General features: G+C 50.8%; 11 protein-coding genes. 10 read left to right on the forward strand and 1 reads right to left on the reverse strand.

Features of this window, described 5'->3' with window-relative positions; translation table 11 throughout:
• Positions 1-130: 130 nt before the first annotated feature.
• Positions 131-664, reverse strand: coding sequence for a single-stranded DNA-binding protein (locus RN22_RS21945; RefSeq protein WP_046307774.1), 534 nt, complete (start codon positions 662-664; stop codon positions 131-133).
• A gap of 356 nt (positions 665-1,020) precedes the next feature.
• Here RN22_RS21945 and RN22_RS21950 point away from each other — a divergent pair, with 356 nt between their 5' ends.
• From RN22_RS21950 to RN22_RS21995, 10 genes are all read left to right on the forward strand, one after another.
• The gene (locus RN22_RS21950) at positions 1,021-1,698 is read left to right on the forward strand and encodes a LuxR C-terminal-related transcriptional regulator (RefSeq protein ID WP_002541248.1); all 678 of its coding nucleotides are present in this window, start codon (positions 1,021-1,023) and stop codon (positions 1,696-1,698) included.
• A 326-nt stretch (positions 1,699-2,024) separates the two neighbouring features.
• A complete protein-coding gene (locus RN22_RS21955) occupies positions 2,025-2,642 on the forward strand; it encodes a calcium-binding protein (protein ID WP_046307776.1) in 618 nt (205 codons plus the stop codon).
• Between the two features lie 303 nt (positions 2,643-2,945).
• The gene (locus RN22_RS21960; protein WP_002541250.1) at positions 2,946-3,563 is read left to right on the forward strand and encodes a calcium-binding protein; all 618 of its coding nucleotides are present in this window, start codon (positions 2,946-2,948) and stop codon (positions 3,561-3,563) included.
• Positions 3,564-3,703: 140 nt separating this feature from the next.
• The gene (locus tag RN22_RS21965; RefSeq protein ID WP_046307778.1) at positions 3,704-5,413 is read left to right on the forward strand and encodes a type I secretion system permease/ATPase; all 1,710 of its coding nucleotides are present in this window, start codon (positions 3,704-3,706) and stop codon (positions 5,411-5,413) included.
• On the forward strand, positions 5,410-6,702 hold the full coding sequence (locus tag RN22_RS21970; RefSeq protein ID WP_046307780.1) for an HlyD family type I secretion periplasmic adaptor subunit: 1,293 nt from the start codon (positions 5,410-5,412) through the stop codon (positions 6,700-6,702). The genes RN22_RS21965 and RN22_RS21970 overlap by 4 nt, the downstream gene beginning before the upstream one ends.
• A 424-nt stretch (positions 6,703-7,126) precedes the next feature.
• Positions 7,127-8,524 carry an undecaprenyl-phosphate glucose phosphotransferase gene (locus RN22_RS21975; protein WP_046307782.1) on the forward strand — a complete coding sequence of 466 codons (1,398 nt, stop codon included), beginning with the start codon at positions 7,127-7,129 and terminating at the stop codon, positions 8,522-8,524.
• Positions 8,525-8,534: 10 nt separating this feature from the next.
• Positions 8,535-9,743, forward strand: coding sequence for an outer membrane beta-barrel protein (locus RN22_RS21980; RefSeq protein ID WP_046307784.1), 1,209 nt, complete (start codon positions 8,535-8,537; stop codon positions 9,741-9,743).
• Positions 9,740-10,264: a polysaccharide biosynthesis/export family protein gene (locus RN22_RS21985; RefSeq protein ID WP_002541255.1), complete on the forward strand. Its 525-nt coding sequence runs from the start codon at positions 9,740-9,742 to the stop codon at positions 10,262-10,264. Before RN22_RS21980 ends, RN22_RS21985 begins: the two co-directional genes overlap by 4 nt.
• A gap of 63 nt (positions 10,265-10,327) precedes the next feature.
• A complete protein-coding gene (locus RN22_RS21990) occupies positions 10,328-12,547 on the forward strand; it encodes a polysaccharide biosynthesis tyrosine autokinase (protein ID WP_002541256.1) in 2,220 nt (739 codons plus the stop codon).
• A gap of 30 nt (positions 12,548-12,577) precedes the next feature.
• On the forward strand, positions 12,578-13,549 hold the full coding sequence (locus RN22_RS21995) for a DHH family phosphoesterase (protein WP_046307786.1): 972 nt from the start codon (positions 12,578-12,580) through the stop codon (positions 13,547-13,549).
• Positions 13,550-13,557: the final 8 nt, after the last annotated feature.

Raw genomic sequence — 13,557 nt, forward strand, 5'->3', positions numbered from 1 at the left:
TTTTCAACGCAGTTATCGAGCATTTTAACAAGCTAGGATGAGCAGATATTTACTACGATTGGTATAAAGTGCCAGATAAAACAAACCCCGCAAGAAGCGGGGTTGTGCAGATTCGATAATATCGCGTCGATTAAAACGGGATGTCGTCGTCGAAATCTGGCAATTCGTTGTACTGCTGAGGCGCCTGTTGTTGAGGCGGCTGCTGGTGTACAGGCTGTTGTTGCTGCGGCTGGTAGTTAGACTGCTGAGGTTGCTGTGGCTGACCCCAACCGCCTTGCTGTGGTTGCTGCTGCATTGGTGCACCTTGACCCATGCCACCACCGGCACGGCTGTCCAGCATTTGCATTTCGTTAGCAACGATTTCAGTTGTGTAACGGTCCTGACCGTCCTGACCTTGCCACTTACGGGTTTGCAGGCGGCCTTCCAGGTACACTTTTGAACCTTTCTTCAGGTATTCACCCGCTATTTCAGCCAGGCGACGGTACATTACCACACGGTGCCACTCGGTCATTTCCTTGTTTTCACCGGTGTTTTTGTCGCGCCACGTTTCTGAGGTTGCAACAGTCAAATTGGCAACCGCACCGCCATTCGGCAGATAGCGAACTTCAGGATCGTTACCCAAGTTGCCAATCAAGATAACTTTGTTTACTCCACGGCTGGCCATATTGTGCTCCCAAACCTTTATTTATTGATCACGTGGGTGACGGTAAACGGCGATGATAACAGAAGCAAAAAAAATCGTCACAATCTTTAATGCCGTTACTGTGACTGAATGCAACCTGATGAAATCTACTATATAAGAATGAATTCTCTTACGCAGAAATCGGCGTTCGAAAACAAATTGTATTAGACTAACAATGAGTTTGGGCGCGTTTTACACACAAAGCTTCGGTTGCAAGTTCTAAAAATGATACGAATTGCTTTGTGATAGAGCTTTAGAATGCTGCGAATGCATTTTCATAAACTGGTGTACAACCGGAAAGATGCAAATCGCACAGTTACAGGCATTTAGGGATACACATGCATAACATCGAGACCACCTCAGACAAATACACGATACTCCTCGTCTCAGAGCCGAGCATGACCATCACTGCGTTGATTTCATGCCTTGAGAAGGAAATTAAAAGCGCTGTGTCTTTGGTAGAGAAGCAAGAAATCAGTGAGAAACTCTCTACATCCTCCGGTCTGGTGTTGATTGACCTTAGCGCCTTCGAAGGTGACACCGTCAGTTTCGTCAAACAAAGCCTGGCTCCTTTTAGCGAGCAGCATGTCTTTGCCCTGTTTAACGCACACGATCTCTCCGCAAAAGAATTGGCTAGCTGGCCGTTCATTAAAGGCGTATTCAAAAAAGAGGATGATCTCGAACACCTGTGTCACGGCATTGAAAAGATGCTGTCTGGTGAATACTGGTTGCCGCGTCAAAAACTGGCTGAGCTCATTCACTACTACCAGCAAAACAATAACAGCGCGATTGATTACTCTGAAATTTGCCTGACTAACCGCGAGCAGCAAATCCTTCGCAAGCTGGTCACTGGTGCCTCTAACAGTGAAATTGCTGACAGCCTGTTTGTGTCTGAACACACCGTCAAATCGCACCTTTACAACATCTTCAAAAAGATTAACGTGAAGAACCGAGTTCAAGCCGTATTCTGGGCCAAAAATAATCTGTCTGTCATTGGCTTGGATTACCAAGGCTAATCTCTTTACACCTTGTCTCACTCACTGCAGGTTTTATCCCTCTTTTCAGGTATACCCTGCAGTGAACACTCTCCCCTCTAAGACTCGATGTTAACTGGGCTGACAGCTTAATTAGCGAGTTCTCATATTCTGTCACAACTGAGACATCTCAGTCTTCATTAGTCCTTCACAATGAAAGGTGCGATGTGAGAGTTGGCCATCTCAAAACATACCTATATTAAGCCCGCCCACTGCCGTTCGCACTGATGCGAGGACACATCTATTCACTCGTCGACGTACGCATCCCCATCTGACAAAGGTAATCTCAAATACAGAGGGTTAGCACTATGAACATAATCTTAGGAACAGATCTGCCCGACGATTTTGTCGGTACGAATGATGATGATTTACTGATCGGCTTTTTCGAAGACGATGTCATCGTTGGTTTTGGTGGTGATGACGTGGTCTATGGCGGTAAAGGCGACGATTGGATAACCGGTGGTGCGGGCAATGACTTTGTCCGTGGCGGTGAAGGTAATGATTATGTCGCCGGCGGTAGCGGTGACGATATTCTCTTCGGCGGCAAAGGGGATGATGTCCTCAATGGGGGCATTGGAAACGATCTCCTTTACGCCCGTGAAGGAAACAATGTGTTGTTCGGTGGTGACGGTGACGATGCCCTGATCAGCGGTACGGGAGACGACTTCCTGTTTGGCGGTGCTGGTGCCGATGTCTTTATGTTCGACAACATCCTTGGCAACGGCACTGGTAATGATCGCATTACCGACTTTGAAATCGGGACTGACCTGATTTGGATACGGGCAACCGGTGATACCGACTTCGGCTCTCTGAGCCTGACGCAAGTCGGCTTTAACACTCACCTCAATTTGGCTGATGGCTCTACTGTGATTCTCAACGGCATCGACGTTGATGATCTCTCAGCAAGTGACTTCCAAATCATCTAACACTCCTCTTACCCATCATTTCTCCGGCAGCAACCTAGGTTGCTGCCGTTTTTACATTGGGTCTTTTTCATAAAACACCACGACACCTACCCCACATTCCAGACACAAATCTGTCGTAGAGATCAGACAGTAATCTCGCTCATCAAATCACTAATGAGACATTTTTCTCTTTCGATTTCCTGCAAAGTGATAGCGCGGCTAGTCAGGCGAGGTCATACCTGTCTGCCAGTCGCAGATGTGGCGCTCTTTTTAAGCTTCCACATCTTAGGACAAGGGTAGGTAGTATCAAAGGACGAATAAAAAATGGCTGACATTTTAGGAACAGATAATCCAGACACACTGGAAGGAACTAATGACGCTGATGTGATCAATGGCCTGGATGGCGATGATCGCATTGTAGGCTTCAGCGGCGATGATCTCATCGTTGGTGGTGCTGGTAACGATCTCTTGATCGGTGGTAAAGGCGACGACCAGCTGAGAGGCGGTGAAGGCAATGATGTATTGCGTGGCGGCGTTGGTGAAGACAATCTTCAAGGCGGCGAAGGCGACGATACACTGCTAGGCGGTGAAGGTAACGACAAGCTGTATGCGAACAGCGGTAACGACTACCTTTACGGCGGCGACGGTGATGACTGGTTGTTCAGCGGCACTGGCAATGACTTCCTCTTCGGTGGTGAAGGTGCTGATACCTTCGTTTTCCATAACCTGCTAGGCCAAGGTACGGGCTCAGATCGTGTTGTTGATTTTGAAATCGGCATCGACACTTTGCTTATCCGCTCTACTGGCGATACCTCTTTTGACACGCTGGACATTACCCAAGTGGGTAATAACACAGTGGTCAATCTGGCCGACGGTTCAAGCTTTACGCTCAATAACATCACTGCGACAGACCTGTCTGCAGACGACTTTACTATCGTCTAATTTAGGCAAGCTATACTCAAAACAACCAGTATCTTTTTATGCTGGTTGTTTTTTTTGGGGTTCACAGGGTCTGTCGATCCATAGCCTTCGCTACGTGGCTGTATCCATACGTATAGCGATGCAACGTCATCGGATATAACATGTCTCTCACTACACAAAAGCAATTAGAAACCACTCTCGGGCAATGCAAAAAAGCATTGGTGTTCGTTGTCGCCTTCAGCTTCATCATCAACTTGCTGGTGCTGTGCGTGCCCATCTACATGCTCCAAATCTATGACCGGGTGATCAGTTCACGCTCCGTCGACACCTTGTTACTGCTCAGCAGCATCACCATCTTCGCCCTGTTAACCATGGCGGTATTGGAGAATGTGCGCAGCAGAATCATGGTGCGTATTGGCGCCTGGTTTGATGAAAGCCTGTCTCCCGATATTCTGAGCGGCAGTATTGCCCTGCAACTGCGCCAGGGGCTTTCGGCTTCTGTGCAAAGTCTTCGTGACATTGCTGCAGTGCGTGCCTTCATTGGTGGTAATGCCATCATTCCCGCGCTGGATGCGCCATGGACACCGGTATTCCTCGCGTTTGTATTCCTGCTTCACCCAATACTCGGCATCATTGCCACCGCCGGGGCGCTGGTCTTGTTTGCCATTGCGATCATCAATGACTTAGCGACCCGCCAAGCGCACAAAAAAGCCAATGAAGCCTCAATTGTGGCGATGCAACAGGCTGAATCTGCTGCGCGTAACGCCGATGCGATTGAAGCCATGGGTATCATGCCTAACTTTATCCGCAGCTGGACGGCCCTCAACAGCGAAAGCATTCAGGGACAAGTGACGGCGAATTCAAAAGGGGCAATGCTCACCGCAGCCTCCAAGTTCATCCGTATGCTGCTTCAGATTGCGATGCTGGGTGTGGGCGCGTATCTGGTGATTCAAAATGAACTCACCGCAGGTGCCATGATTGCAGGCTCTATTTTGATGGCACGTGCACTGGCACCGGTTGAACAATCTATCAGTGCCTGGGGCACGGCGATTTCTGCGCGCCAAAGCTATCAACGCCTGAAAGATCAGATTCCCGCTTTCCCAGAACGCGCGAAATCGATGCCGCTACCGAAGCCAAAAGGCCAGATTTCCGTAGAGAAAGTCACTTATTTCCACCCAGGCGGCGCTGAGCCGGTGCTTCATGGCATCAACTTCAAACTGCAACCCGGTGAAGCACTTGGCATCATCGGTCCTTCCGGTACCGGCAAGTCGACGCTGGCACGCCTGATGCTCGGCAACTTAACGCCGACCGCCGGGACTATCCGACTGGATAATATGGATGTCGCCAAATGGGACCCGGACGATTTAGGCCCACACTGTGGCTATCTGCCGCAGGACGTTGAGCTCTTCCCCGGTACCATTCGCCAAAACATTGCGCGGATGTCAGAAGGTGAGCCCGACATGGTGATCCATGCAGCTAAACTCGCCGGATGCCACGAACTTATCCTTCGCCAGTCAAAAGGTTATGACACGGTAGTCGGTGAACGTGGTCTCGGACTTTCCGGGGGAGAACGTCAACGTATCGCCCTTGCCCGCGCCCTTTATGGCGACCCGAGCCTTGTGGTACTGGACGAAGCCAACGCCAACCTCGATGGCGTGGGTGAAGCAGCACTGCAACGTGCGATCACGTACCTCAAATCACGTAAAGCCACCATTGTTTTGGTCGGTCACCGCCCCAGCATGATGCAGTCAATGGACAAACTGTTAGTGCTTCAGGATGCGCAAATCCGCGCCTTCGGTGAACGTGATGAAGTATTAAAACCGCTCCTTGAGCAAAGTGCCGCTATCGCTCAGAAAGGAGGCCAGCAATGAATGAGATCCCATCACTAAAACGCTTAATCATCGTGGGTTTCGGTTCTGTCGCCCTGTTTTTTGGCACCTTTGGTATTTGGTCTGTCTTCAGCCCACTCGAAGGCGCGTCGATTGCCCAAGGTGTGGTCACCGTCGACAGCCAGCGCAAAACGGTGCAGCACCTAGAAGGTGGCATCATCGAAAAACTGCTGGTGACCGAAGGAGCAACGGTCGAGAAAGGCCAACCGCTGATCTATCTCGACAAAACCCAGTCACACGCCCAGCTCGAACAGCTCACTTCTCGTCAGCGCAATGCCTCAGCGCGTGAAGCGCGACTTATTGCGGAACGGGACAATCTCGATGCCATTACTTTTCCGGAAGCGTTGGAGGATGTTCGAGATAACCCTCGGGTGGAGGAGCTGCTGACCAACCAGGTTCGCATTTTCGAGGCCCGCCGTGGCTTCTCTGAGTCGCAGAAAGAAATCATCACCAAGCAGCTGGCGCAGAACAAAGCAGAGCTGGAAGGCCAAAGAAAACGGCTGGAAATAGAAAAACGCCGACTTTCAATCATTGGTGAAGAAATTTCTGGCAACCGCCAACTGGCTGAAAAAGGCTTTGTTAGTAAGACCCAGGTGTTAAGGCTGGAACGTGAAGAAGCCCAGATCCTCAGCACCATCAGCCAGTTGCAGGCCAATGCGAGCCGATTGGCTCAAAACGTAGCGGAAAGCCAAGCACAGCTCAAAGAGCAAGAACTTGAGCGTATCAAAGAGATTGTTGAAGGGCTGCGTGAAAGCCGTCAGGAGAGTTACGAGCTTGACGAGCAGATCTCCGCGGCCAAAGACATCCTTAACCGCACCACAATTTCTGCGCCTTTGTCCGGCACCGTACTCAATCTTCAGGTCTTTTCGGAAGAAGGGGTTATCACTCCAGGACAGCCACTGCTTGACATCGTACCCAGCAATGAAGGGCTGGTGATCGAAGCCAAGGTGGATCCTTCTGACATTGATCAGGTGCGATCCGGCATGAAAGCGCAGATCCGCTTGACAGCCCTGAGCATGCGAAGCGTGAAACCGCTGGATGGAGAGCTGATTACCGTCTCGGCAGACCGGTTGGTGGATGAACAATCCGGGCTCGCTTACTACCTTGCCCGGGTCAAACTCATTGATAACGTGAGCGATATTCTGGAAGGCATTGAGCTGTATCCGGGAATGCAGGCAGAAGTGATGCTCCTGACTGAACCACGCACTCCAATCGAATATTTGCTCAAGCCACTGACAGAAAGCTTCAATCGCGCATTTCGAGAACAGTGATCACCGTCAATCATCACTCAGTCTTTTTTCATTCTTAAGGCTGAGTGGTGATGATTGCTTTTTAAATTTCGCTGAAATGAGCCACTTACCTTTTCATCGCGAAGTCTAAATATCGATACAGGAAGCTGGCACTTTTGGAATGAAAGTCTCGTGCTGTCTGCATTTCTCAACAGATATTGATAGTCCTTTAAATAGCGTAATGACAGGGAAGTACAAATGTCACATAACAAAATCGGACAAACTTCATCTTCTCTGACTAATCGCATACTGGTTTACTTACACCTCAGAAATCGCGAGATACGCAATTGGTTGAAAGTCAAACCTAAGCTAGCGAGCTTGGAATGCGTGGTTTACTTTTTAAATATAAGAAATGAAATAAACACGTGCTCGGAAAGGGGCTGCTCACAAAAGAAGAGTTGAAAGCATGGACAGTAGAAAAATTCGCACACACGGCGCAGAGTTTGCCATCCTCTATAGACTGTGTGACTTGGCCGTTATCAGCGGCACACTCGCAATTGTTAGCCAGCTCTACCTCGGTTCAGTCAGTGAGGCCTGGTTGCACCTTGCTACACTAATCTGTATTTTTTATTTGCTGTTTGCTGAAAGCTCCCACCTTTACCGTTCTTGGCGTATCAGCAACTTCCAAGGACAAATGGTCGCCACCTTGTTGCCATGGTGCGGTGCCTGCTTGCTCCTCGTGGCTTACTTCTTCTTTTCGAAAAGCGGTATCGAGTTTTCCCGGGTTGTCATGACGCTGTGGTTTACCGGTACGGCAGTAGGTCTTGTGCTTTGGCGTTTCATCGCACGGGCTGCACTTAGCCGACTGCGCAACCATGGCTTTAATACCCGCAGTGCCGTGATCATAGGCACCACAGCAAATGGCATTGAACTAGCGCAAGAATTCCAGCGCAACCACACGCTCGGTATTTCGCTGTTGGGTTTCTATGAAGACCGCAGCAGCGATCGCGTTGAAGGCTCTCTGCCTGCTCCTATGCTGGGTAAAGTTCATGAAGCGCTGGAACTGGCTCGTAAAGGGGAATTGCAGCATGTCTACATTGCGATGCCGATGCACGCCAAAGACCGCATTGCCCGTTACCTGAACCAATTTGCCGACACCACGGCGACCACCTATCTGGTGCCTGACTTCTTTACCTACAACTTGCTGCACAGCCGTTGGCAGACCATTGGCCATGTTCACACCCTGAGTGTGCATGACACACCATTCAGTGGGATTGCAGCATGGGCAAAGCGTCTGGAAGACATCGTACTGTCTCTGCTTATCATCATCCTGATTTCACCGGTGCTGTTGGCAGTTGCCATTGGCGTGAAGTTTTCTTCGCCGGGTCCCATCATTTTCAAACAACACCGCTACGGTCTGGACGGCAGCAAAATCAATGTATGGAAGTTCCGCTCCATGTCAGTGATGGACAACGGTGACGATGTGAAACAGGCCACCAAGAATGACCCACGCGTGACCCCTTTTGGCGCCTTCATCCGCCGCACATCACTCGATGAACTGCCGCAGTTTTTCAATGTGCTGCAAGGACGAATGTCAATCGTCGGCCCACGCCCTCACGCAGTGGCGCATAACGAGCAGTACCGCGCCATCGTCGACCGCTACATGCTGCGCCATAAAGTGAAGCCAGGCATTACTGGCTGGGCACAGATCAATGGTTACCGTGGCGAGACCGACACGCTGGACAAAATGGAAAAACGCATCCAGTTCGATTTGGAATATATCCAGAACTGGTCACTGTGGATGGACATCAAGATTGTGTTCGCCACCGTGTTCAAAGGCTTTGTCGGCAAAACGGCGTACTAGGGAGAGATAAGTGAAAAGCCGTAACTTATTGTTTTGTTTTGTAGGTGCCATTCCCGTTTCGGCGTTGGCCATCGAACCCTTTCCTTATCAGACGGAAGATGGCATCGACATCATTCCGACGCTGGAAATCAATGCGGGTCACGATGACAACGTTCGCCGGACGGAAACGAACCCTGTCGGCTCAGCAATGTACCGTATTTCTCCCAAAGTCATGGCGCAGTTTGAAACCCGTCGCTCTGCATACCAGTTGGATTACACGCTGGATGCAGTGAGTTTTACCGACAGCAGCGAAGACAACTACGTTAACCACAATCTGCACGGTTATGGATTCTGGCTGTTCGATATCCGCCACCGCCTGCATCTGGACTACAAATACAGCGTTACCAGTGAAGCACGAGGAACGGGGCTGACCGAAGGCTCCAGCCTCCGAGTGGATGAACCACTGCGTTTCCGCCGCCATGATGCTTATGCACGCTACGTCTATGGCGCGGCCGGTGCACCGGGTCGCTTGGTCGGCATTATTGGCTTTGAGGCGAAAGACTACGACGAAGAAGTGTTTGTTCGCACCAACGGGGTTACCGTCGACACCAAGTTCTACAACTGGGATCAACCTTATATCGCCGGTGAGTTTTATTACGCCGTCTCCAGCTATTTCCATGCTGTCACAGTGTTCAACCACGAAATCCGTAGCTATGACCATGTATTTACTGGTCCAGGTGGCACGCGCGACAGCAACAATACAGCCCTATATGGTGGGCTTGACTGGGACGTGACGGGTAAGACACAGGGCCGACTCCTGCTTGGCTTCCAGAATAAAGATTTCAAAAGTGGCCAACGGGAAAACTTCCAGGGCTTCAGCTGGAAATTAAACCTCAGTTGGAAGCCGACCGATTATAGCGAGTTTCGCCTTGAAGGGCTTGATTTTGCCCGAGACCCAAACCTCGAAGCCGATTACGTAAAAGATCGATCCATCAAGATCGACTGGGAACATAAATGGACCCCATTAGTGACAACGACAGCCTCCGCTAGGTATGGAACCAATGACTATCCGGGTATCCGCGAAGATGACGACAGCCAGTTCGATGTCAGTGCGACATACAGCATTGCCCGTTGGTGGGATGTATCCGCCGGCATTGGTTGGTTTGAGCGCGATTCGACGCAGCCTGGTTACAGTTACGATCAAACACGATTCTTTATCGGCATGGAGGTAAGTCTGTGATCAGACGCTTTTTCTTTATTTGTTTAGCCCTGCTGACATTTTCAGTCACCGCATACGCTGACAACGAGCAATACGTGCTAGACGACGGTGACTGGATTTCTATCAAAGTGTATGGCGAGGAAGACCTCTCCATGGACATCCTTCTCAGCACCCGTGGGCGATTTGATTATCCCTATCTCGGCAGGTTGGAAGCAGCAGGAAAAACCGTAGGACAACTACAGGAAATCATTCAAAGAGGGCTGAAAGGCGACTACCTAATTGACCCTAAAGTAACGGTTAACGTGATGAAGTTCCGTAAGTTCTACGTGAACGGTGAGGTACATCATCCGGGCGGTTACGACTATCAGCCTGGGTTAACTATTGGCAAAGCCATTGCGATTGCGGGCGGTTTCACGGATCGCGCCTCAAGAAACAAAATTCAGCAGACAGAAGCCAAGAGCGGCAAAACAGAAAATAACGTTGGCCTGTCAAAAGCTGTTGGCCCCGGCGACATTATCGTTGTGGATCAGAGCTTCTTTTAAAGAAGCCAGCCAAACCATACAGCTCTTTTTTGCGCACGGAAGATTAAAAGGACTACTAACATCATGAAACTTATCGAGCCTAACCCGGCCAGTGAACCAGCGCGCCTCGATCTCAAGCGCTATGCCGGTGTGATTTTGCGTTATTGGCTTCCAATCGCTGTGTTTGTGGCATCGGTAACCCTTATCGCAACGATACTGATCCTTGCTATAACCCCGGTTTACCGTGCGACCGCAACACTGCTTATCGAATCAGAAGCCAACAAAGCGGTGTCCATCGAAGAGGTGTATACCCTCGATACCAGCCAGAAAGAGTATTACCAGACTCAGTTTGAAATCCTTCGCTCCAACCATATTGCGGAGAAAGTGATTGATGAGCTGGGTATTGCCAATATCCGCGAGTTTAATAATGAGGTTGGCGAGCTTTCAGGCCGCGAAAAACTGCTCGGCTTCCTTTATCAAATTGGGCCTTTGCAGCAATTCTTACCTACGCCCCCTTCACCATCAGAAATGGCGGATGACGCAGCGGCACGTGAAGCCGTACTGAACAAATTCAAATCACACCTGACCATTGAGCCTATCCGCAACACCCAGTTGGTGCATGTGCATTTTGGCTCGATCGACCCAGAACTGGCAGCGAAAGTCGCCAATGCCCTTGGTCAGGCTTACATTGAGTCCAATCTGGAAGCCCGTTTGGTGGCCACCCAAACCGCTTCGTTCTGGATCACCGAGCGCCTCACCGAACTGAAAGACAATCTGGATGCTGCCGAGCTTGCCCTGACCAACTTCCTGAAAGAAGAAGGGCTGATTGAGCTTGATGACATCGACCAGTTGGCAGGCTCAGAACTCACTAACCTGTCTATCCGCGTCAACGAAGCCCGTGAGCGTCGCGTTGCAGCGCAAAGCCTGTTTGACCAACTGAAGAACAACGCCAGCGGCAGCCTGATGACAGTGCCGGAAATATCCAACCACCCACAGGTTCGGGACGTGAAAAACGCCGAAACCGACGCCGAACGCAGGGTGTCAGAGCTTGCCAAACGTTACGGCCCGAAACACGACAAAATGATCCAGGCACAGGCGCAGTTGGACTCGGTCCGCGAGCGCATGTACTCGGTGATCAATAATCTGGCGCAAGGCATTGAAAAAGAACTGAACAGTGCACGTCAGCAAGAACGCGCGCTGGCAGCAGAGCTTGAAAGCAAGAAGAGCGATTACCAGAACATCAGTGCAAAACGTGCACAGTACGAGTCTCTCAAGCGCGACGTTGACTCCAACCGCCAGCTTTACGATTTGTTCCTGAACCGCCAGAAAGAAACCACAGTAGCTGGTGACTTCGATGCAGTGAACGCGCGCTTCACGGATCGTGCGACTATCCCTCAACATCCATCCAGCCCTCAGACGGGCAAATTGATCGTGATCAGCGCCGCATTCGCCCTGCTGCTCGGTATCGTCGGTGCGTTTTTAGCGGATGCTTACCGCAACACCATTGAAAAACCTGACGATGTTGAGGAGAAACTGGGATTGCAGCACCTGGGATACCTGCCACGCGTGAAGGCAAAGCGTTTCAAAAACGCGCCGCTTGATCACACCATCTATCTTGATCCGGATGAAGCCCTGTTCAGTGAATCTGTCCGCACCATCCGCACCTCTATTTTGCTCTCACTGACCAACAGCCAACGCAATGTGCTGGCCGTGACCTCTTCCCTGCCTTCAGAAGGGAAAACCACGGTTGCCATGAGCCTTGCCCAGTCGCTGGCAAAAATGGAACGTACGCTTCTGATTGACTGTGATTTGAGGATGCCGGCGATTGGACAACGCTACGGAATGCCTCGTAATCAGGCGGGATTGAGCAATGTACTGGTCATGGGGATGCCGGTCACCGACTGCATCTATCACGACGAAGACACGCAGCTCGATATTCTTCCTGCGGGTCTGCTTCCATCCAATCCACAGGAACTTCTGGGCTCAACCAAGTTCACGACGCTCATCAATCAGCTGAAACAAAGCTATGACCGAATCATTCTCGATACCCCACCGGTTCAGATCGTGAGTGATGGTCTGATTCTGGGGCGTCTGGCTGGCGGCATGATCCTGGTAGTCAAAGCGGAAGCGACTACTGAGAAACAGGTCAACCGTTCAATCAGCCAACTTGTTCGACATGACATCGCCATCGATGGTGTGGTGCTTAACCAACTCTCTGCGCGCTATGCGGAGGAAAAATACAAGCTGCACTATGGTTATTACAATAATAACAAACAAGATGACGAAACATTGGAAGCGAGTTAATCGCTTCCAGAACAAGGATTAACAAGACAAATGAAAACCAGTTTTGATGTTTTTAACGGCGATGCCGATGGGATTTGTGCCCTGCTCCAGCTTCGCCTCGCGACCCCTAAAGACAGTGTGCTGATCACTGGGGTAAAACGCGATATCGCCCTGTTAAAACAAGTCGACCCTGCCGTCGCACAAGATGTGACGGTGCTGGACGTAGCGATGGAAAAAAACCGCGCAGCGCTGGATAACTTACTGACCCAGGGTGTGCGTGTGTTTTATGCCGATCACCACAACCCGGGAGAGGTGCCGGATCATCCGTCACTGACCACTCACATCAACACCGCGGCCAACACCTGTACCAGCCTGATTGTCGACAAGCTGCTGGATGGCCGTTACCGGGAGTGGGCGCTGGTCGGCGCTTACGGCGACAACATGATTGCCACCGCCGATACCCTGGCGAAAAAGTCCGGTCTGTGCGATCAGGACCGCGTCAAATTGATGCAGTTCGGTACCTATCTCAACTACAACGGTTACGGCTCATCACTCAGTGATTTGCTGTTCCCACCAGCGGAAATATACCGCTTGATGGCGGCTTATCCTTCGCCTTTCAACTTTATTGCCGAGCGTCCGGATGTGTATGCGACGCTGGAAGATGGCTTTACTGGCGACAGCGAGAAAGCAGCAGCCATTACCCCTTATTCAGAACGTACTGGCTCACGGGTATTTATGTTGCCGGACGAAGCCTGGGCGCGACGGATAAGTGGGGTTTATTCCAACGACTTAACCAACCGTGACCCGGAGGTCGCCAATGCGGTGATCACGGCAAAGGCTGACGGCAATTATCTGGTCAGCATCCGCGCGCCGCTGAAAAACCGCGTCGGTGCCGATGAACTGGCAGCCGCTTTCCCTACGGGTGGCGGACGAAAAGCGGCTGCGGGGATCAACGCCCTGCCCGCTGAATTGCTTAACGATTTTATTGATGCGTTCCACCAGCGTTACCCGCTGGATACGTAAAAAAAGGA

Source organism: Grimontia sp. AD028, assembly GCF_000973155.1.
Lineage (GTDB): Bacteria > Pseudomonadota > Gammaproteobacteria > Enterobacterales > Vibrionaceae > Enterovibrio > Enterovibrio indicus.

What these genes read in the sequence shown, in the direction of transcription:
- RN22_RS21965 (WP_046307778.1), top strand. Translation starts at nt 3,704, where the DNA reads ATGTCTCTCACTACACAAAAGCAATTAGAAACCACTCTCGGGCAATGC.
- RN22_RS21970 (WP_046307780.1), top strand. Translation starts at nt 5,410, where the DNA reads ATGAATGAGATCCCATCACTAAAACGCTTAATCATCGTGGGTTTCGGT.
- RN22_RS21955 (WP_046307776.1), top strand. Translation starts at nt 2,025, where the DNA reads ATGAACATAATCTTAGGAACAGATCTGCCCGACGATTTTGTCGGTACG.
- RN22_RS21975 (WP_046307782.1), top strand. Translation starts at nt 7,127, where the DNA reads ATGGACAGTAGAAAAATTCGCACACACGGCGCAGAGTTTGCCATCCTC.
- RN22_RS21960 (WP_002541250.1), top strand. Translation starts at nt 2,946, where the DNA reads ATGGCTGACATTTTAGGAACAGATAATCCAGACACACTGGAAGGAACT.
- RN22_RS21995 (WP_046307786.1), top strand. Translation starts at nt 12,578, where the DNA reads ATGAAAACCAGTTTTGATGTTTTTAACGGCGATGCCGATGGGATTTGT.
- RN22_RS21990 (WP_002541256.1), top strand. Translation starts at nt 10,328, where the DNA reads ATGAAACTTATCGAGCCTAACCCGGCCAGTGAACCAGCGCGCCTCGAT.
- RN22_RS21950 (WP_002541248.1), top strand. Translation starts at nt 1,021, where the DNA reads ATGCATAACATCGAGACCACCTCAGACAAATACACGATACTCCTCGTC.
- RN22_RS21945 (WP_046307774.1), bottom strand. Translation starts at nt 664, where the DNA reads ATGGCCAGCCGTGGAGTAAACAAAGTTATCTTGATTGGCAACTTGGGT.